Below are 21,181 nucleotides of genomic sequence, written 5' to 3'. Positions count from 1 at the left end.
AGCGGTGGAGGGGTTCTTGACGCCCCACGGCGTCAGGGATGCATCGCAGAACCCCTCCGTCACGGCGCTGAAGAAGCGCCGCGCCACCTCCCCACGTTGTGGGGAGGAGACGGTTTGTGTGGGGAGGAGACGCGGTCCGCGCGGCCATCTGTCCCTTGACGCATCGCGCGACGCCCTCGACGGTGCGGGCCTGCCTTGCAAGCCTGGATGATTTGATGCCGCGTAACCGCCTGACCGCCGCCTGTTTCGCCGTTCTGATGTGCGGCGTCGCCGCGCCGGCGATGGCCCAGAGCTTCCGGTCCACCCCGGTCGTCACGGATGCGACGCAGGCGCCGCTGGCCCTGCCGCGCGCCCAGCCCGCCATTTCCGCGCCGCAGGACAAGCCCTATCCGGGCGTCATCCAGTACCGGGCCGACATCACCGATCTGGACCGCCGCATCATCCGCGTGCGTCAGACGATTCCGGTCGCGGCGCCTGGTCCGCTGACGCTGCTGTATCCGAAGTTCCTGCCCGGCAACCACGCCGCCACAGGGCCGATCCAGCTGCTGTCGGGCCTGACCGTCACCGCTGGCGGTCGGCGGATCGAGTGGCTGCGCGATACGCTGGACCCCTATGCCTTCCACCTCGACATTCCGGCGGGCGTGACGGCCATCGAGGTCGAGTTCCAGCAGCTGACCCAGCCGGACGCCTCCAACTGGCGCGTGCTGATGACGCCGGCCATGGTCAATCTGCAGTGGGAGAAGGCCATCCTCTATCCGGCCGGCTATTTCAGCCGCCAGATCCAGGTCGCGCCCTCGGTCGTCCTGCCCGCTGGATGGAAGTACGGCACGGCCCTGACAACGGCGTCGCAGGAGGGGGACGTGACGACCTTTGCGCCGACCGACCTTTATACCCTGATCGACAGCCCGATCTTCGCCGGCGCCCACTATCGCCGGGTCGACATCGATCCGACGGGCGAGCGGATTCATCTGAATATTCTGGCCGACGAGGCCAAGGGGCTGGCCGCGACCGACGAGCAGCTGAAGCTGTTCGAGAATATGGTCCAGCAGGCCGACCGCCTGTTCGGCGCGCGCCACTTCGATCACTACGAATTCCTGTTCGCCCTGACCGATCAGATGGGCGGCATCGGGCTGGAACATCATCGCTCGTCCGAAAACACCGGCGCCCCCAACTTCTTCACCGACTGGGCCAAGAGCGCGGGCGACCGGGGCCTCTTGCCCCACGAATATACCCACTCCTGGAACGGCAAGTTCATGCGCCCGGCGGACGAACTGACCGCCAACCACAACGTCCCGACCCAGAACACCCTGCTGTGGGTCTATGAGGGGCAGACGGAATATTGGGGCGACGTGCTGGCCGCGCGTTCGGGCCTGCATTCCAAGGGCGTGGCCCTGGCGACCCTGGCCAGTGTGGCGGCCTTCTACGACCAGCAACCGGGGCGTCAGTGGCGCGCGCTGCAGGACACCAACAACCATAACCTTCTGGGTTATCGCGTGACGGGCCAGTATCCGTCGTGGATGCGGGGCACGGGCGACTATTATCGCGAGAGCCTGCTGGTCTGGCTGGACGCCGACACCCTGATCCGCGAGGGCACGAACGGGCGCAAGTCGCTCGACGACTTCGCCCGCGCCTTCTTCGGTCATGACGACGGGCAGTGGGCGCCGCAGGGCTATCGGTTCGAAGACGTGGTGGCGGCCCTGAACGCCGTCTATCCGCACGACTGGGCGGCTTTCCTGCGCGGTCGTCTGGACGCGGTCGGCCCCGACGCCAGGGCGCCGCTGGACGGCCTGGCCCGCGCGGGCTGGCGTCTGACCTATACCGATGCGCCGAACGCCGACGAAAAAGCGGTCCAGACCGGATGGGCCAACGACTTCCAGTATTCGCTGGGCTTCACCCTGTCGGGCGACAAGCTGACCAACATCCGCTGGGGCGGGCCGGCCTTCGAGCAGGGGATCGGGGCGGGCTGGTCCCTGGTCGCGGTCAACGGCAAGGCCGGTTCGGCCGAGGCCCTGCGCGACGCCGTCACCGCCGCCAAGGGGACCGAGGCGCCGCTGGAGCTGCTACTGAAATCCGGCGACCGCTTCCGCACCGTCGCCTTCGCCTATCGCGACGGCCTGCGCTATCCGCGCCTGGAACGGATCGAGGGAACCCCCGACCGCCTGTCCGACATCCTGGCGCCCCGACGGCGCTGAGGCCCGCGAGCGGCGGCGGTCCGAAATTGCACTGCACCCCGAAAAAAGGTGCAAAATGCAATAAGGTGCAATTCGGCGATCAGTTCTCTTCGATCGGTCGCAGAGGCGTGACCTCGGCGAAATGCCGCCGCTTCGGATCTTTCGCGCAGATGCGGTGCCAGGAGAGCAGCTCCTTGTCGGCCTTGACGACGAGGGTGAGGTCGTTGTGCAGACGCGACCAGCCGCGCGCCTCGATCAGCTTGCCCTCGCGCAGGGCGCGCCCGGCGTGCGACCAAGCCAGACGCGCCATGTCGGCGGCGTTGAACGGCAGGCTGGTGTCCAGATGGCCCAGTTCGGCCAGGCCGAGCGGTTCGAAGACCGAGCCTTCCGGCTGGTCCGCGCGGCGCCAGCCCTCGGTTCGGGCGCGCCATCGAAAGGTCGATTTGCTGAGGCCGTGGCGTTCGCACGCCTCGGCTGCCGTGGCGCCGGCGAGGTAGTCGGCGCGGGCGGCGGCCCAGACGGCGGCGGGGCGTCGCGTCCAGGCGACGACGTTCGGTTCGGAGGGGGTGCGATCATCGGTCATGCCGACCATGATGCGCCCGCCGGCTCCTATGGCCGGAAGAAAGACGCTGCTGGGCGTCAAGTCGTTGAAAAGACAGGCGCCGCCGGGCCGAAATAGGATGGAAGGCGGGCGCTGACCCATCCGATCACGGGCTCAGCCCGGCTTGACCTCCAGCAGTTCGACCGAGAACCGCAGGGTGGAGTTGGGCGGCAGTTCGTCGCCGCCGACCCAGCGCGAGCCATAGGCCAGCGAGGCGGGAATGACGAATTCGTAGATTTCGCCGACGTGCATCAGGCCGACGCCCTCGGTCCAGCCCTTGATGACGCGGTTCAGCGGGAACTCGGCCGGTTCGTTGCGGGAATAGGAGCTGTCGAACTCGCGCCCGTCGATGAAGGTCCCGCGATAGTGGACCTTGACCGTGTCGGTCGGGCCGGGGCGGGGGGTGTCGGGATGGGCCTTGCCGACGCGACGGTATTGCAGGCCGCTCTCGGTCGTGGTCCAGCCGCGCCGGGCGCCGTTCCAGGTCAGATAGTCGGCGTTGCCCTGGTCCCACAGCTGCTGGGCCGAAAGGCCGGCCTCGCCCTGGACCTGGGCGGCGGCGCGGGCGGCGGCGGAGGCCGTCTCGGCATAGGTCACGGGTTTGTGCGTGGCGCAGGCGGACAGGGCGACGAGGGCGAGCAGGGGCAGGGCGGTGCGAGTCATGCGGAGTCGTCTAGCAACGCGAACGCAACGCCGCCAGATGTCGGGCTTGCTCAAGCCCCTCAGCTCTGAGACACCATGCTGACACGGGGAGCCACGTTTTGCCGATCTTCATCCAGGCCGCCGAGCCGCCGGCGCAGGTCGCCGCAACCGCGCCCATCTATCGCTCGGTGGAGGGGCTGGGCGCGACCGAGCCCTTGGCCGTGTTGATCAGGGCGACAGCCGAACGGAACTGGAAACCTGTCGTTCAGGAGGTTCTGGCGTCCTGGGCCACGATGGGGGTGGCGCCGGACTGCGTCGAGACTCGCGTGCCCGCCGACGCCATCGTGGCGCGGACCGCCATGGAAACCTTGCCGATCAAGGTCGCGTCGAACGGCGAGCAGGTGGAACGCGGAGAAGCGCTGATCCGCACCGTCGTTCCGTGGTGCGGGGCGGAACGGGAGATCAATGTCCTCGTGTTCTTTCATGGCGGCCAGTGGCGCGGCCTGAACCTGAGCGTCGGCGGCACCATGACCGGGCCCAGGCTCTATATGGACATCCTCCAGCAGGTCACGCCTCGGCTGATTCCCGTGCTGAGCGCGAATGGCGGGTCTTGCAGGGCCCGGTTTCCCCAGGCCGCAGGGCGGCTGACCAAGACGGAAATGACATCCCTGACCGGCGATCCGCTCAATCCGACGCAATGGAGAGAGCGCTGGACGTGGACCGCCTGCGGCCGGGATACGGCTCTGGATTTCGTCATGACCGTTCAGCCGGATGGCTCGACACGGTTCGAGACGAACGGCGCGACGCCGAACTGACGTCCGGCTGCACAAGATTTAGGCCTCGGGCCTTTATTTCGTCGCGAATGCGCGTATATGTGCGCCTTCCCGCAACACTCCTATGAGTCTGCGCGCAAGCGCCGAGGCCCGGTCCGTCGCCCTCCGACCGGAGCGAAGGCGCGGCTCCTTCCCCAGGGAGCCGGTACATTTCAGGCGTCCTGGCCCGGCAGCGGGCCGAGGGTGGACGCCGAAAACCTGGCTGCGGACGCTGAAAGGCGCGCCGTGGCTGCTGCATTTCGCGCACGGCTTCTCCCGGGTCGTGCGTCATGGGAAACACTGAATGACTGACGTCGCCCACGATCTCGCCATCAACGGTCAGATCGCTTCCGCCACCTCGTTCACCGGCAAGAAGCGCATCCGCAAATCCTTCGGGCGCATCCCCGAAGCGGTGCAGATGCCGAACCTGATCGAGGTTCAGCGCGCCTCCTACGAACAGTTCCTGCAGCGCGAGGTCCGTCCGGGCCAGCGTCGCGACGAGGGCATCGAAGCGGTCTTCAAGTCGGTGTTCCCGATCAAGGACTTCAACGAACGCGCCATCCTGGAATACGTCTCCTACGAGTTCGAGGAACCGAAGTACGACGTCGAGGAGTGCATTCAGCGCGACATGACCTATGCCGCGCCGCTGAAGGTCAAGCTGCGCCTGATCGTGTTCGAGACCGACGAGGAAACGGGAGCCCGTTCGGTCAAGGACATCAAGGAGCAGGACGTCTATATGGGCGACATCCCGCTCATGACGGACAAGGGCACCTTCATCGTCAACGGCACCGAGCGCGTGATCGTGTCGCAGATGCACCGGTCGCCGGGCGTCTTCTTCGATCACGACAAGGGCAAGACCCACTCGTCGGGCAAGCTGCTGTTCGCCGCCCGCGTGATCCCCTATCGCGGCTCGTGGCTGGACTTCGAGTTCGACGCCAAGGACGTGGTCTATGTCCGCATCGACCGCCGCCGCAAGCTGCCGGCCACGACCTTCCTGATGGGTCTGGGCATGGACGGCGAGGAAATCCTGAAGACCTTCTACGAGACCGTGCCTTACGAGAAGCGCGGCGAGGGCTGGGTCACGCCGTACAAGGCCGAGCGCTGGCGCGGGGTGAAGCCCGAGTTCGACCTGGTCGACGCCGACACCGGCGAAGTGATCGCCCAGGCCGGCCAGAAGATCAGCGCGCGCGCCGCCAAGAAGCTGGGCGACACCACGACCTCGCTGTCGCTGGCCGCCGACGCCCTACTGACGAAGTATCTGGCCAATGACGCCGTGAACTTCGAGACCGGCGAAATCTACGCCGAGGCCGGCGACGAGCTGGACGCCCCGACCATCGAAGTGCTGGAGCAGAACGGCTTCACCACCATCGAGGTGCTGGACATCGACCACGTCACGGTCGGCGCCTATATGCGCAACACCCTGCGTGTCGATAAGAACGACAACCGCGAGGACGCCCTGTTCGACGTCTATCGCGTGATGCGTCCGGGCGAGCCGCCCACCCCGGAAGCCGCCGAAGCCATGTTCAACTCGCTGTTCTTCGACAGCGAACGCTACGACCTGTCGGCCGTCGGCCGGGTCAAGATGAACATGCGTCTGGAAAGCCCCGAGGTTTCCGACGAGATCCGCGTCCTGCGCAAGGACGACGTGCTGAAGGTTCTGCAGATCCTGGTCGGCCTGAAGGACGGTCGCGGCGAGATCGACGACATCGACAACCTGGGCAACCGCCGGGTCCGTTCGGTCGGCGAACTGCTGGAAAACCAGTACCGCGTCGGCCTGCTGCGTATGGAGCGCGCCATCAAGGAGCGCATGTCCTCGGTCGATATCGACACGGTCATGCCGCACGACCTGATCAACGCCAAGCCGGCCGCCGCCGCCGTGCGCGAGTTCTTCGGTTCGTCGCAGCTGTCGCAGTTCATGGACCAGACGAACCCGCTGTCGGAAATCACCCACAAGCGTCGCCTTTCGGCGCTTGGCCCGGGTGGTCTGACGCGCGAGCGCGCGGGCTTCGAAGTCCGGGACGTTCACCCGACCCACTATGGCCGCATCTGCCCGATCGAAACGCCGGAAGGCCCGAACATCGGCCTGATCAACTCGCTGGCCACCCACGCGCGGGTGAACAAATACGGCTTCATCGAAAGCCCGTATCGTCGCGTCAAGGACGGCCAGGCCCAGGGCGAGGTGGTCTACATCTCGGCCATGGAAGAGTCGAAGTACACGATCGCCCAGGCCAACATCGAACTGAAGGACGGCCAGATCGTCGAGGATCTGGTCCCCGGCCGGATCAACGGTGAATCCCAGCTCCTGAACAAGGACGCCGTGGACATGATGGACGTGTCGCCGAAACAGGTCGTTTCGGTCGCCGCCGCCCTGATCCCGTTCCTGGAAAACGACGACGCCAACCGCGCGCTGATGGGCGCCAACATGCAACGTCAGGCCGTGCCGCTGGTGCAGTCGGACGCGCCGCTGGTCGGCACCGGCATGGAGGCGGTCGTGGCCGTGGACTCCGGCGCCGTCGTGGTCGCCCGTCGTGACGGCGTCGTTGAACAGATCGACGGCACCCGGATCGTCGTGCGCGCCACGGGCGACGTGGACGCCGCCCGTTCGGGCGTCGACATCTATCGCCTGTCGAAGTTCCAGCGTTCCAACCAGTCGACCTGCATCAACCAGCGCCCGATCGTGCGCGTGGGCGACGAGGTGAAGGGCGGCGACGTGATCGCCGACGGTCCCTCGACGGACCTGGGCGAACTGGCCCTGGGCCGCAACGCTCTGGTCGCCTTCATGCCCTGGAACGGCTACAACTTCGAAGACTCCATCCTGATCTCCGAGCGCATCGTGCGCGACGACGTCTTCACCTCGATCCACCTGGAAGAGTTCGAGGTCGCCGCCCGCGATACGAAGCTCGGGCCTGAGGAAATCACGCGCGACATCCCCAACGTCGGCGAGGAAGCCCTGCGCAACCTCGACGAGGCGGGCATCGTGGCCATCGGCGCCGAGGTCCAGCCGGGCGACATCCTGGTCGGCAAGGTGACGCCGAAGGGCGAAAGCCCGATGACCCCGGAAGAGAAGCTGCTGCGCGCCATCTTCGGCGAGAAGGCTTCGGACGTGCGCGACACCTCCCTGCGCCTGCCGCCCGGCGTCGCCGGCACGATCGTCGACGTTCGCGTCTTCAACCGTCACGGCGTCGACAAGGACGAGCGCGCCATGGCGATCGAACGCGCCGAGATCGAACGCCTGGGCAAGGACCGCGACGACGAACTCAAGATTCTTGAGCGCAACGTCTATGGCCGCCTGAAGCCGCTGATCGTCGGCAAGACCGCCGTGTCGGGTCCGAAAGGCATCGGCCGCGGTGAGCTGACCGACGAGAAGCTGGCCGAGGTCAGCCGTGGTCTGTGGTGGCAGATCGCCCTGGACGACGAAAAGACCATGGGCGAACTGGAGGCGATGAAGCGCCAGTTCGAAGACGCCCGCAAGCAACTGGACCGTCGTTTCGAAGACAAGGTCGAGAAGCTGCAGCGCGGCGACGAGCTGCCCCCCGGCGTGATGAAGATGGTCAAGGTCTTCGTGGCCGTGAAGCGTAAGCTTCAGCCCGGCGACAAGATGGCCGGCCGTCACGGCAACAAGGGCGTCATCTCCAAGATCCTGCCGATCGAGGACATGCCGCACCTGGAAGACGGCACCCACGTCGACGTCGTTCTGAACCCGCTGGGCGTGCCGTCGCGCATGAACATCGGCCAGATCTTCGAAACCCACCTGGGTTGGGCCGCCGCCGGTCTGGGCAAGCAGATCTCCGGTCTGCTGGAAGCCTGGCAGCAGGGCGGGCAGAAGGAGGCGCTGATCGCGCGTCTGACCGAGATCTACGGCGAGGAAACCCCTCTGCCGCAGGACGAGGAAGAGCTGATCGAACTGGCGAAGAACCTGTCCAAGGGCGTGCCCTTCGCGACCCCGGTCTTCGACGGCGCGCACATCGGCGACATCGAGCGTCTGCTGGAAGAGGCGGGGCTGAACAAGTCGGCCCAGTCGATCCTGTACGACGGCCAGACCGGCGAACAGTTCAAGCGCCCGGTCACGGTGGGCTACATCTACATGCTGAAGCTGCACCACCTGGTCGACGACAAGATCCACGCCCGCTCCATCGGCCCGTATTCGCTCGTCACCCAGCAACCGCTGGGCGGCAAGGCGCAGTTCGGCGGTCAGCGTTTCGGGGAAATGGAGGTCTGGGCTCTGGAAGCCTACGGCGCCGCCTACACCCTGCAGGAAATGCTGACGGTGAAGTCCGACGACGTGGCCGGCCGGACCAAGGTTTACGAGGCCATCGTCCGTGGCGACGACAGCTTCGAGGCCGGCATTCCCGAGAGCTTCAACGTGCTCATCAAGGAAATGCGTTCGCTGGGTCTGAACGTGGAGCTGGAGAACAGCTGAGGCGTGAATGGTGACTCGTGAATCGTGAGAGGAGCGATCCCCATCACGATTCACGGCTCACGGATCACGCGCCGCTCTCCATCGACGAAGATTTTAAGCGGCCCTCGCGCCGCAGAAGGAAACCAAGATGAACCAGGAAGTCCTGAACATCTTCAACCCGGTCCCGGTCACGCCGACCTTCGACCAGATCAAGATCGCCCTGGCCTCGCCGGAGAAGATTCGGTCGTGGTCGTTCGGCGAGATCAAGAAGCCGGAAACCATCAACTACCGCACGTTCAAGCCCGAGCGTGACGGCCTGTTCTGCGCCCGTATCTTTGGCCCGACCAAGGACTACGAATGCCTGTGCGGCAAGTACAAGCGCATGAAGTACAAGGGCATCATCTGCGAGAAGTGCGGCGTTGAAGTCACGCTGGCCCGCGTTCGGCGCGAGCGCATGGGTCACATCGACCTGGCCGCCCCGGTCGCCCACATCTGGTTCCTGAAGTCGCTGCCCAGCCGCATCTCGCTGATGCTGGACATGGCGCTGAAGGACGTCGAGCGCGTCCTGTACTTCGAGAACTACATCGTCACCGAGCCGGGCCTGACCCCGCTGAAGCAGAACCAACTGCTGACGGAAGACGAATTCTATCGCTATCAGGAAGAGTTCGGCGACGACGGCTTCACCGCCGAGATCGGCGCCGAGGCCGTCCGCAACCTGCTGATGGGCATCGACCTGCACGCCGAGGCCGAGAAGCATCGCGGCGAACTGGCCGACAACCCCTCGGAAATGAAGGCCAAGAAGGCCTCCAAGCGCCTGAAGCTGATCGAGGCCTTCCTCGAATCCGGCAACAAGCCCGAGTGGATGATCCTGACCATCGTGCCGGTCATCCCGCCGGAACTGCGTCCGCTGGTGCCGCTGGACGGCGGTCGTTTCGCGACGTCGGACCTGAACGACCTGTATCGCCGCGTCATCAACCGCAACAACCGCCTGAAGCGCCTGATGGAGCTGCGGGCGCCGGACATCATCATCCGCAACGAAAAGCGGATGCTGCAAGAGTCCGTCGACGCCCTGTTCGACAACGGCCGTCGCGGTCGCGTCATCACCGGCGCGAACAAGCGTCCGCTGAAGTCGCTGGCCGATATGCTGAAGGGCAAGCAGGGTCGCTTCCGTCAGAACCTGCTGGGCAAGCGCGTCGACTATTCGGGCCGTTCGGTCATCACCGTGGGACCGGAGCTGAAGCTGCACGAGTGCGGCCTGCCCAAGAAGATGGCGCTGGAGCTGTTCAAGCCGTTCATCTATGCGCGCCTGGACGCCAAGGGCCTGTCGGGCACCGTCAAACAGTCCAAGCGCATGGTCGAACGCGAACAGCCCGCCGTCTGGGACATCCTGGACGAGGTGATCCGCGAACACCCGGTTCTGCTGAACCGCGCGCCGACGCTGCACCGTCTGGGCATCCAGGCGTTCGAACCCAAGCTGATCGAGGGCAAGGCCATCCGCCTGCACCCGCTGGTCTGCACCGCCTTCAACGCCGACTTCGACGGCGACCAGATGGCCGTTCACGTCCCGCTGTCGCTGGAAGCGCAACTTGAAGCGCGCGTCCTGATGATGTCGACGAACAACATCCTGTCGCCCGCCAACGGCAAGCCGATCATCGTGCCGTCGCAGGACATCGTCCTGGGCCTGTACTATCTGTCGCTGGTCAAGGACGGCGAGCCGGGCGAGGGCAAGCTGTTCGCCAACATCGGCGAGATCGACGCGGCGCTGGACGCCAAGGTCGTCACCCTGCACACCCGCATCAAGGCGCGCTGGACCGAAGAGGACACCGAGGGCAAGGAGGTGACGAAGGTCATCGACACGACGCCCGGCCGGATGAAGCTGGCGGCCCTGCTGCCGCGCAACCCGAACGTCGGCTATCGCCTGCTCGAAAAGAACCTGACCAAGAAGGAGATCGGGAACCTGATCGACGTGGTCTATCGCCACTGCGGCCAGAAGGCGACGGTCATCTTCGCCGACCAGATGATGGGCCTGGGCTTCCGCGAGGCGGCCAAGGCGGGCATCTCGTTCGGCAAGGACGACATCGTGATCCCGGCCAAGAAGGTCGAACTGGTCGCCGAGACCCGCACCCAGGTCGAGGAGTACGAACAACAGTACGCCGACGGCCTGATCACGCGCGGCGAGAAGTACAACAAGGTGGTCGACGCCTGGGCCAAGGCCACCGACCGGATCGCCGACGCGATGATGGGCGAGATCGCGCAGCCGCGCGTGCTGATCGAGGGTGAAAACCCCGACATCAACTCGGTCTTCATGATGGCCAACTCGGGCGCCCGTGGTTCGCAGGCGCAGATGAAGCAGCTGGGCGGGATGCGCGGCCTGATGGCCAAGCCCTCCGGCGAGATCATCGAGACGCCGATCACCTCGAACTTCAAGGAAGGCCTGACCGTCCTTGAATACTTCAACTCCACCCACGGCGCCCGCAAGGGTCTGGCCGACACCGCGCTGAAGACCGCCAACTCGGGTTATCTGACCCGCCGTCTGGTGGACGTGGCGCAGGACAGCATCGTCACCGAGCAGGATTGCGGCTCGACGCGCGGCATCACCCTGCGCGCGGTGATGGAAGGCGGCGACGTTCTGGTCTCGCTGGGTCAGCGCATCCTGGGTCGCTATGCGGCCGAGGACATCAAGGAGCCGGGCACCGATACGGTCCTGTTCCCCGCCGACACCTATCTGGTGGAAGAAGTGGTCGAGGCCGTGGACGCCGCCGGCGTTCAGTCGGTCAAGGTCCGCTCGGCCCTGACCTGCGAAGCCGACGCCGGCATCTGCGCCCACTGCTATGGCCGTGACCTGGCGCGCGGCACCAACGTCAACATCGGCGAAGCGGTCGGCGTCATCGCCGCCCAGTCGATCGGCGAGCCGGGAACCCAGCTGACGATGCGGACCTTCCACATCGGCGGCACGGCCCAGGTGGCGGAAACCTCCTTCATGGAGGCGACCAACGCCGGTACGGCCCGCATCGCCGGCCCGACCGTCGTTGCGGCCCACGGCGACCTGGTGGCCATGAGCCGCAACGTCACCGTGACCGTGGTCGTGGACGGCAAGGACCGCGAAACGCACAAGGCTCCCTATGGCGCGCGCATCCGCGTCAAGGACGGCGGCGAGGTCGCGCGCGGCCAGCGTCTGGCCGAGTGGGACCCTTACACCACCCCGATCCTGACGGAAGTGGGCGGCGTGGTGCGCTTCGAGGACCTGGTCGAAGGCCTGTCCGTCAAGGAAGAGACCGACGAAGCGACGGGCATCGCCCAGCGCGTGGTCTCCGACTGGCGCGCCAGCCCGCGAGGTTCGGACCTGCGTCCGGCCATGGGCGTCACCCTGGGCGACGCCTACGCCAAGCTGTCGTCGGGTTCCGACGCCCGCTATCTGCTGCCCGTCGGCGCGGTTCTGTCCGTGGCGAACGGCGACGAGGTCAAGCCGGGCGAGATCATCGCCCGCGTTCCGACCGAAGGCGCCAAGACCCGCGACATCACCGGGGGTCTGCCGCGCGTCGCCGAACTGTTCGAAGCCCGTCGTCCAAAGGACTGCGCCGTCATCGCCGAGATGGATGGCCGCGTCGAATTCGGCCGCGACTACAAGAACAAGCGCCGCATCAAGATCACGCCGGAAGTCAACGCCGACGGCGTGCAGGGCGAGCCGGTCGAGTTCCTGATCCCCAAGGGCAAGCACATCTCCGTCCACGACGGCGATCTGATCCAGAAGGGCGACTACATCATCGACGGCAACCCCGATCCGCACGATCTGCTGCGTATTCAGGGCGTCGAGGCGCTGGCCGAATATCTGGTGAACGAGGTGCAGGAGGTCTATCGCCTGCAGGGCGTGCCGATCAACGACAAGCACATCGAAGTCATCGTGCGTCAGATGCTGCAGAAGGTGGAAGTCCTGGATGCGGGTGAAACCACCCTGATCCGCGGCGACACCGTCGAAGTCGCAGAGGCGGTCCTTGAGAACGCCAAGGTCGAGAAGCGCGGCGGTCGTCTGGCCACCACCCAGCCGGTCCTGTTGGGCATCACCAAGGCGTCGCTGCAGACCCGCAGCTTCATCTCGGCGGCGTCCTTCCAGGAAACCACGCGCGTCCTGACCGAGGCCTCGGTCCACGGCAAGAAGGACATGCTGGAAGGCCTGAAGGAGAACGTGATCGTGGGTCGTCTGATCCCGGCGGGCACGGGCGCCTATCTGCGCAGCCTGCAGAAGATCGCCAACGAGCGCGACGCGGAACTGACCCAGGCCCGCGAAGATGCGATCGAGCCGCTGCCGGCCGATCTGCAACTGGAGCTGGAGAGCAGCGAAGGCTGATCTCCGGTTACGGAACCGACGATATGAAGAGGGCGGCGCCGGCGACGGCGCCGCCCTTTTTCTTGCGGCTTGACGAGATATTGGGTTGTGGCGAGATAAGCCGAGGTTGTTCGAGGGCTTGCCGTGTCGAAATCAGACAAGACGTTGTGGGCGCTGACAGCCGTGGTGTTGTCGCTGTTCGTCGTGGTGCAGGCCAAGACGATGATGCTCGACTTCGGCGCCGCCATGCACGACGCCTATTGCCAAGACCACTGACGGGTCAGTCCTTCCACCGCTCCATCGGCGCCGAGGCGCCCGGCGTGATCGGTGCGCCGGCGGCGCGGTGGCCGTCGCGTCGGGTCTGGACGTTGCGCGTCGAATCCGGCGCCAGCGACGGGTTCAACTGAGCGCCCGCACAGCCCGTGCCGAAGTTCGAACCGACGCAGTCCGCTGGACCGACGACGCCGCCGGACAGAGGGCGGTTCATCATCTCCCATTCCGCCAGGCGCCGCGCGCCCTGACGCGCGAAGGCGGCGTCGCGCTCCGGGTTGCCGGTGCCGGTGATCGGGGCGGCGTTGAGGCCGCGACGCATGGCGTCCTCGCGGCAATGGGCGCGTTCGGCCGCGTTCAGCCGATCCGGCGTGGTGCAGCCGATCAGTCCCTGACGCAGGGCGCGGGCCATGGCGTTGGTCCGCTCGCCCGGATCGACGCGCCAGGGATCGGCTGGGACCGGCACGCCTTGCGGCGCGGGGGCGGCGAGGCGGGGACGCAGGGGCGCCGGGCGGGCATCCGGCATAGGCGACGCCTGAGCCGTTGGCGGGGCCTGGATGGTGCGGGCGTCGCGGGGCGCGGCGGCGGGCGCCGGGGCAGGCTGCTGGATCGCCGGGCGCGGCCGTTCGTCCGGCAACAGGGGGCGCGGCGTGATGTCGATATAGACGGGACGCGGCTCGGGCGCGGTCAGAGGCGCGTCGATGCCCAGCGCCGTGAAGGACAGGACCGCGATCAGGCCCGCGTTGATGACGACCGAGGCCGAGGCCAGGGTGACCTTGCGCCAATCCAGACTGTCGGCCCCTCGCTGCGTCAATCGCGTTCCCCCTTGATCCGGTGCAAGCTGTGCGAGAAGCATGGCCGCTTTCAGGCGGTGTTGCGGTCGGCGTCAGGTCACAGGGGTAAATGATGAGAATCGGACTGTGCCTGGCCCTGGTCGGACTGGCGCTGACGGCCGGATGCGCCGGCGCCGTGTCGAACGCGCCCCTGTCGGCGGAAAACACCGTGGCGGCGCCGCGGAATGGCGAGGTCGTTCTGGAATGCCGGCTGGCGAGCGATGGCGGCCTGACGGCCTGTCTGGTCGTCTCGGAAACCCCGGAGGGGCAGGGCTTTGGGCAGGCCGCGCTGGGTGTGGCGAAAAACGCGAAGATGAAGCCCGGCGGCGCGGAGGGGCAGAGGGTGCGTTTCGCCGTCCGCTTCCGACTGTCGGATTAAGGGTCGGTTGACCTGAAGCCCTATCGCGCGTAGAAGCCGCGCACATTCGAGGCGTGGCCGGTTCGCCGGTCGCCGAGAGCGTGACAATCGAACGGACGGGCTGTGCCCGCCGGAACGCCCAAAGCGCGCGTTCCGGCCCTTTGTGTTTTGTATATCCGGTTCGCCGGAGCGAACCGGGGGTGTTTGGGGGTCACGTCCTCAGTCTCGATGACACCCGGGCGAGGGGATGGTCCCCCGTTCACAAGAAGGCGAGAGGCGCTTCGGTCGAAAGACACACGCCTCCATCAGAAGTCGAGACGAGTTTCGAATGCCTACGATCAACCAGCTGATCCGCAAGCCGCGCAAGCCCAAGCCCACCCGCAACAAGGTGCCGGCCCTGGAGGGTTCGCCCCAACGTCGCGGCGTCTGCACCCGCGTTTACACCACGACCCCGAAGAAGCCGAACTCGGCTCTGCGTAAGGTCGCCAAGGTCCGCCTGGCCAAGAACGGCTACGAAGCCGTGTGCTACATCCCCGGCGAAGGCCACAACCTGCAGGAACACTCGGTCGTCCTGATCCGCGGCGGCCGCGTCAAGGACTTGCCCGGCGTTCGCTACCACATCCTGCGCGGCGTTCTGGATACCCAAGGCGTCAAGGACCGCAAGCAGCGTCGTTCGCACTACGGCGCCAAGCGTCCGAAGTAAGCCGTTCCGCTCCGAGCCGTCGCGCCCGGAGACCTTTTCGAGATTTTCCCGGCGAGCGCCGGGCACTGCAAGGAATAACCCATGTCGCGTCGTCACCGCGCCCAGAAGCGTGAAGTTCTGCCGGATCCCAAGTTCGGGGACCTGATCGTCACCAAGTTCATGAACTACGTCATGTACGAAGGTAAGAAGGCCGTCGCCGAAAACATCGTGTACGGCGCCTTCGACATCCTGGCCGACAAGAAGAAGGATCAGGAGCCGGTCGCCACCTTCCACGCCGCCCTGGACAACGTCGCCCCGTCGGTCGAAGTCCGCTCGCGTCGCGTCGGCGGCGCCACCTATCAGGTGCCGGTCGAAGTTCGCCCCGACCGTCGTCGCGCCCTGGCCATCCGCTGGCTGGTCAACGCCGCGCGCAAGCGTGGCGAGAACACCATGACGGAAAAGCTGGCGGCCGAGCTGCTGGACGCCTCCAACAACCGCGGCACCGCGGTCAAGAAGCGCGAAGACACCCACAAGATGGCCGAGGCGAACCGCGCCTTCAGCCACTATCGCTGGTAAGCGTCTTAAAAGCGCCAACTGCGGTGACTATCTGAGACTATCCGGCCCCGCTGTTTCCAGTCGGGGCCGGTTCGAGCGAAAACGCCCGCGCTCGCTATCCGCCGCATCGACGATCATCCCCGAGGGCGCGCACCGCGTCCTGCACTACTTCCAAGGCACGTTTTCATGGCTCGTACGCACAAGCTCGAGGACTACCGCAACTTCGGCATCATGGCCCACATCGACGCGGGCAAGACGACGACGACCGAGCGGATCCTGTATTACACCGGCAAATCCCACAAGATCGGCGAAGTCCACGACGGCGCCGCGACCATGGACTGGATGGACCAGGAGCAGGAACGCGGCATCACCATCACCTCGGCCGCGACGACCGCCTTCTGGCAGAACAAGCGCCTGAACATCATCGACACCCCCGGCCACGTGGACTTCACCATCGAGGTCGAGCGTTCGCTGCGCGTGCTGGACGGCGCCGTGACCGTGCTGGACGGCAACGCCGGCGTCGAGCCGCAGACCGAAACCGTCTGGCGCCAGGCCGACAAATATTCGGTGCCGCGCATCGTCTTCGTCAACAAGATGGACAAGATCGGCGCCGACTTCGACAAGTCGGTGGAATCGATCCGCGACCGTCTGGGCGCCAAGGCCGTGCCGATCCAATTCCCTATCGGCGCCGAAAGCTCGCTGAAGGGCCTGGTCGACCTGGTCCGCATGAAGGCCGTGGTCTGGGACAACGACGGTCTGGGCGCGTCCTACCGTGACGAGGAAATTCCCGCCGATCTGGTCGACAAGGCCAACGAGGCCCGCCAGTACCTGATCGACAACGCCGTCGAGCTGGACGACGAGGCGATGGAAGCCTACCTCGAAGGCAACGAGCCCGACGAAGCCACCATCAAGAAGTGCATCCGCAAGGCCGTGCTGACCGGCGCCTTCTATCCGATCCTGTGCGGCTCGGCCTTCAAGAACAAGGGCGTGCAGACGCTGCTGGACGCCGTGGTCGACTATCTGCCGTCGCCGCTGGACATCCCCGCGACGCCGGGCATCGACTTCAAGACCGAAGAGCCCGTCACCCGCAAGGCGTCGGACGACGAGCCCCTGTCGGTCCTGGCCTTCAAGATCATGGACGACCCCTTCGTCGGCTCGCTGACCTTCTGCCGCCTGTATTCGGGCAAGATGGAAACGGGCATGAGCCTGCTGAACTCCAGCCGCGACAAGAAAGAGCGCGTCGGCCGGATGCTGCAGATGCACTCCAACAACCGCGAAGACGTCAAGGAAGCCTACGCCGGCGACATCGTCGCCCTGGCCGGCCTGAAGGAAACGCGCACCGGGGACACCCTGTGCGACCCGATCAAGTCGCCCGTCATCCTTGAGAAGATGGAATTCCCGGCCCCGGTCATCGAGATCTCGGTCGAGCCCAAGACCAAGGCCGACCAGGAGAAGCTGGGCGTCGCCCTGGCCAAGCTGGCCTCGGAAGACCCGTCCTTCACCGTCTCGACCGACCACGAGTCGGGCCAGACCATCCTGAAGGGCATGGGCGAGCTTCACCTGGACATCAAGATCGACATCCTGAAGCGCACCTACAAGGTCGAGGCCACCATCGGCGCGCCGCAGGTCGCCTATCGTGAATCGCTGGGCCGCAAGGTCGACATCGACTACACCCACAAGAAGCAGACCGGCGGTACGGGCCAGTTCGCCCGCGTCATGATCACCTTCGAACCCGGCGAACCCGGCTCGGGCTTCGTGTTCGAGAACCAGATCGTCGGCGGCGCGGTGCCGAAGGAATACATCCCCGGCGTCGAAAAGGGCCTGAACTCGGCCAAGGACAACGGCCTTCTGGCCGGCTTCCCGCTGATCGACTTCAAGGCGACGCTGACGGACGGCAAGTTCCACGATGTCGACTCCAGCGTGCTGGCGTTCGAAATCGCGTCGCGCGCCGCCTTCCGCGAGCTGAAGGAAAAGGGTTCGCCCAAGCTGCTCGAGCCGATCATGGCGGTGGAAGTCGTGACCCCTGAGGAATACCTCGGCTCGGTCATCGGCGACCTGAACGGCCGTCGCGGCATGATTCAGGGTCAGGACATGCGCGGCAACGCCACCGTCGTGAACGCCTTCGTGCCGCTGGCCAACATGTTCGGCTATGTGAACACGCTGCGCGGCATGTCGCAGGGCCGCGCCCAGTTCACCATGCAATACGATCACTACGAGCCGGTGCCGCAACACGTCGCCGACGAAGTGATCAAGAAGTACGCCTAAGCTTTTCCTTTTGGAAAAGCGCACCTAAATAGCGCCCGGTCGGCCGTCGGCCGGGCGCCCCTTAACCCCAGACTGCAGGAACCCCGGTTCGGGGACCTTAGGAGCTAGAGAATGGCCAAGGAAAAGTTCGAACGCACGAAGCCGCACTGCAACATCGGCACGATTGGTCACGTTGACCACGGCAAGACGACGCTGACGGCGGCGATCACGATGACGCTGGCGAAGGCCGGCGGCGCGAAGGCGATGAACTACGCCGACATCGACGCGGCGCCGGAAGAGAAGGCGCGCGGCATTACGATCAACACGGCGCACGTGGAATACGAGACGGCCAACCGTCACTATGCGCACGTCGACTGCCCCGGCCACGCCGACTATGTGAAGAACATGATCACGGGCGCGGCGCAGATGGACGGCGCGATCCTGGTGGTGTCGGCCGCCGACGGCCCGATGCCGCAAACGCGCGAGCACATCCTGCTGGCCCGTCAGGTCGGCGTGCCGGCCCTGGTGGTCTTCATGAACAAGGTCGACCTGGTCGACGACGAAGAACTGCTGGAACTGGTCGAGATGGAAGTGCGTGAGCTGCTCTCGTCGTACCAGTTCCCGGGCGACGACATTCCGATCACCAAGGGCTCGGCCAAGGCCGCGACCGACGGCGTGAACCCGGAAATCGGCGAACAGCGCGTTCTGGCCCTGATGGAAACCGTCGACGCCTACATCCCGCAGCCGGAACGTCCGGTCGACCTGCCGTTCCTGATGCCGGTCGAAGACGTGTTCTCGATCTCGGGCCGCGGCACCGTGGTCACGGGCCGCGTCGAGAAGGGCGTCATCAAGGTCGGTGAGGAAGTCGAGATCGTCGGCATCCGTCCGGTCCAGAAGACGACCTGCACGGGCGTGGAAATGTTCCGCAAGCTGCTGGACCAAGGTCAGGCCGGCGACAACGTGGGCGTTCTGCTGCGCGGCACCAAGCGCGAAGACGTCGAGCGCGGTCAGGTTCTGTGCAAGCCGGGTTCGATCACCCCGCACACCAAGTTCCAGGCCGAAGCCTACATCCTGACGAAGGAAGAAGGCGGCCGCCACACGCCGTTCTTCACCAACTATCGTCCGCAGTTCTACTTCCGCACGACGGACGTGACGGGCATCGTCCACCTGAAGGAAGGCGTCGAGATGATCATGCCCGGCGACAACGCCGAGCTGAGCGTCGAGCTGATCACGCCGATCGCGATGGATCAGGGCCTGCGCTTCGCCATCCGTGAAGGCGGCCGCACCGTCGGCGCCGGCGTCGTGGCCAAGATCGTCGAGTAATCGAAGATCCGGCCTTCGGGCCGAACAGTAAGCGTAACAGAGCGGCTCCCGGAGCGATCCGGGGGCTGTTTTGCTTTGTGGCTTGGCTCCATTCCGCGCCGTCACCCTCGGGCTTGACCCGAGGGCCGGAGGTTCCGCCGCATCGCCCCACCGGCGGCGCACAGCTCGATCCGTACCCGATCCTCGGGGCAAGCCCGAGGATCACGGGGAGGGGGGATTGCGGTCGTCGGGGCAAGCCCGAGGATCACGGGGAGGGGGGATTGCGGTCGTCGGCAACGTGTTGGGGGTTCAGACGTTCGAATGAGCTGCTGAACAGCCAAGGTTCCCTATGCGTCTAATCCCCCTGCTTGCATGCCTGATGGTGTTGGCGGCCTGCGCCACCCATCCCGGCAAGGTCGACCATGTGCGGTTCGCCGGCGATGGGAAGACGGTGCTGGCGGCGACGACGGACGGGGCCGTGCGCGGTGTCGAGGGGAATGGGACGCGGGCTTTCCTGGGCGTGCCGTTCGCCGCGCCGCCTGTGGGCGAGTTGCGCTGGCGGGCGCCGCAGCCGGTCGAGGCGTGGTCCGGCGTGCGGGATGCGACGCGGATCGGGTCGGACTGCACCCAGGCCATCGGGCGGCGGGCGATCTTGGGCGGGGGCGGCGGGATCGTGGCGGGGTCCGAGGACTGTCTATATCTGAACATCTACGCCCCGGCCGATCAGTCGGAAGAGGCCCGGCCGGTGATGGTCTATATCCCCGGCGGCGCCTTCACCGTGGGCGCCGGCGCCAACTACGATCCGTCGAAACTGGCTCGCGATCAGGGGCGGGTGGTGGTGACGATGAACTATCGGCTGGGCGCCCTGGGCTGGCTGGCCCATCCGGGGTTTCAGGAAACCGGCGAAGGGTTCGGCGGCAATTTCGGCCTGATGGACCAGCAGGCGGCGCTGAAATGGGTGCATCGCAATATCGCGGCCTTCGGCGGCGATCCCGGGAACGTCACCCTGTTCGCCGAGAGCGCGGGGGCGTGGACGGCCTGTTACCTGATGGCGTCGCCGGAGTCGGAGGGGCTGTATCGACGGGTCATCCTGCAGAGCGGCGGCTGTCTGGAGCCGTCGTCCCTGGTCAGCGCGCACGACGCCGCCCAGTCCGGGCCGATGTTCGCCGAGCGGCTGGGCTGCGGAGGACCGGAGGCGATCGCGTGTCTGAAGGCCCTGCCGGCGTGGCGGCTGTCGCGCGCGGCGTCGTTGAGGGCGGGGATCAACGGGCCGGGGTCGTGGGGGCCGGTGCATACGGATGCGACCGTGCCGGAAAGCCCGGCCGTGGCGCTGCGCGAAGGGCGGTTCACGCGGGTTCCGGTGCTGGTCGGCACCAATCTGGACGAGGGGCGTCTGTTCGCCAATGAGGTCAAGACGATGGATCGTTATCGCAAGGAAACGATCTGGATGTATGGCGACGAGGGACAACGGGTGCTGGACCGCTATCCGGTCGGCGAGGACGGGCCAGCTTACGCCATCGCGACCAACTTCACCGACCAGAGGTTCGCCTGTCCGTCACAGGCGTTGCGGCGTGTGCTGTCGGCTCATGTGCCGGTCTGGGGCTATGAATTCGCGGATCGCCAGGCGCCGTTCGTCCTGCCGGACTGGATCGTCGGTTTGGACCTGGGGGCCTATCACGCAAGCGAACTGGCCTATGTGTTTGGGACCAGTTGGATATTCGCCGATGTGAAGCGATTCACGCCGCAGCAGAAGTCGCTGTCGGATCGGATGCAGCGGCTGTGGGCGGCGTTCGGCACACAAGGCTTCGCCGCCGAATGGCCCCGCGTGGAGGGGGCGGGGCCGGTGCGGGTGTTTGAGCCCGAGGGCGACCGGATGGACGAGGACTTCTTCGAGCGCCACCACTGCGCCTTCTGGGACGGGACGCCGTTCGGCGCGGTCCACTGAGGGTCAGCTTCAATCGACATTCATCAGAACGGGGCTTGTGGCT

Annotated in this window: 14 protein-coding genes; 11 read left to right on the top strand and 3 right to left on the bottom strand. The window is 66.0% G+C overall.

Going from position 1 to position 21,181, the window contains the following annotated elements:
- The first annotated feature begins 215 nt into the window (after window positions 1–215).
- On the top strand, window positions 216–2,192 hold the full coding sequence (locus SH203_RS02925) for a M61 family metallopeptidase (RefSeq protein ID WP_087119337.1): 1,977 nt from the start codon (window positions 216–218) through the stop codon (window positions 2,190–2,192).
- Window positions 2,193–2,271: 79 nt separating this feature from the next.
- On the opposite strand, the gene SH203_RS02920 is transcribed toward SH203_RS02925, so the two are convergent.
- Together SH203_RS02920 and SH203_RS02915 are read right to left on the bottom strand one after the other, a co-directional pair.
- Complete coding sequence (locus SH203_RS02920) at window positions 2,272–2,754, bottom strand: hypothetical protein (protein WP_159457523.1); 483 nt, start codon at window positions 2,752–2,754, stop codon at window positions 2,272–2,274.
- Between the two features lie 132 nt (window positions 2,755–2,886).
- Window positions 2,887–3,435: an FKBP-type peptidyl-prolyl cis-trans isomerase gene (locus SH203_RS02915; RefSeq protein WP_087119335.1), complete on the bottom strand. Its 549-nt coding sequence runs from the start codon at window positions 3,433–3,435 to the stop codon at window positions 2,887–2,889.
- A gap of 98 nt (window positions 3,436–3,533) precedes the next feature.
- Between SH203_RS02915 and SH203_RS02910 the strand changes: the two genes are divergently transcribed.
- The 4 genes from SH203_RS02910 to SH203_RS15845 all read left to right on the top strand — a co-directional run bounded on the left by SH203_RS02910 (window position 3,534) and on the right by SH203_RS15845 (window position 13,225).
- A complete protein-coding gene (locus tag SH203_RS02910; RefSeq protein WP_087119334.1) occupies window positions 3,534–4,229 on the top strand; it encodes a hypothetical protein in 696 nt (231 codons plus the stop codon).
- Between the two features lie 301 nt (window positions 4,230–4,530).
- Window positions 4,531–8,646, top strand: a complete 4,116-nt coding sequence (rpoB, locus tag SH203_RS02905) for a DNA-directed RNA polymerase subunit beta (protein ID WP_087119333.1) — start codon at window positions 4,531–4,533, stop codon at window positions 8,644–8,646.
- A gap of 127 nt (window positions 8,647–8,773) precedes the next feature.
- Complete coding sequence (rpoC, locus tag SH203_RS02900) at window positions 8,774–12,970, top strand: DNA-directed RNA polymerase subunit beta' (protein ID WP_087119332.1); 4,197 nt, start codon at window positions 8,774–8,776, stop codon at window positions 12,968–12,970.
- A gap of 123 nt (window positions 12,971–13,093) precedes the next feature.
- Window positions 13,094–13,225 (top strand): hypothetical protein, encoded by a 132-nt coding sequence (locus SH203_RS15845; RefSeq protein WP_255376548.1) that lies wholly within the window; start codon window positions 13,094–13,096, stop codon window positions 13,223–13,225.
- Window positions 13,226–13,229: 4 nt separating this feature from the next.
- Here the strand turns inward: SH203_RS15845 and SH203_RS02895 are convergent, their stop codons facing one another.
- Window positions 13,230–14,033: a hypothetical protein gene (locus tag SH203_RS02895; protein WP_087119331.1), complete on the bottom strand. Its 804-nt coding sequence runs from the start codon at window positions 14,031–14,033 to the stop codon at window positions 13,230–13,232.
- 89 nt (window positions 14,034–14,122) lie between these two features.
- On the opposite strand from SH203_RS02895, the gene SH203_RS02890 reads away from it, so the two are divergent.
- The 6 genes from SH203_RS02890 to SH203_RS02865 all read left to right on the top strand — a co-directional run bounded on the left by SH203_RS02890 (window position 14,123) and on the right by SH203_RS02865 (window position 21,138).
- Window positions 14,123–14,431, top strand: coding sequence for a TonB family protein (locus SH203_RS02890; protein WP_087119330.1), 309 nt, complete (start codon window positions 14,123–14,125; stop codon window positions 14,429–14,431).
- Between the two features lie 307 nt (window positions 14,432–14,738).
- Entirely contained in the window at window positions 14,739–15,113 is a 375-nt protein-coding gene (gene rpsL, locus SH203_RS02885) for a 30S ribosomal protein S12 (RefSeq protein ID WP_008260482.1), read from the top strand.
- Window positions 15,114–15,194: 81 nt separating this feature from the next.
- Entirely contained in the window at window positions 15,195–15,668 is a 474-nt protein-coding gene (rpsG, locus tag SH203_RS02880) for a 30S ribosomal protein S7 (protein ID WP_008260172.1), read from the top strand.
- A 165-nt stretch (window positions 15,669–15,833) separates the two neighbouring features.
- The gene (gene fusA, locus SH203_RS02875) at window positions 15,834–17,912 is read left to right on the top strand and encodes an elongation factor G (RefSeq protein ID WP_087119329.1); all 2,079 of its coding nucleotides are present in this window, start codon (window positions 15,834–15,836) and stop codon (window positions 17,910–17,912) included.
- 111 nt (window positions 17,913–18,023) lie between these two features.
- A complete protein-coding gene (gene tuf / locus SH203_RS02870) occupies window positions 18,024–19,214 on the top strand; it encodes an elongation factor Tu (protein ID WP_087119328.1) in 1,191 nt (396 codons plus the stop codon).
- 328 nt (window positions 19,215–19,542) lie between these two features.
- Complete coding sequence (locus SH203_RS02865; RefSeq protein ID WP_087119327.1) at window positions 19,543–21,138, top strand: carboxylesterase/lipase family protein; 1,596 nt, start codon at window positions 19,543–19,545, stop codon at window positions 21,136–21,138.
- Window positions 21,139–21,181 lie beyond the last annotated feature (43 nt).

The organism is Brevundimonas sp. SH203, assembly GCF_002157625.1.
Taxonomy (GTDB): domain Bacteria; phylum Pseudomonadota; class Alphaproteobacteria; order Caulobacterales; family Caulobacteraceae; genus Brevundimonas.
Note: the sequence above shows the minus strand (reverse complement) of the source record. Positions and strands in the feature narration are given on the sequence as shown.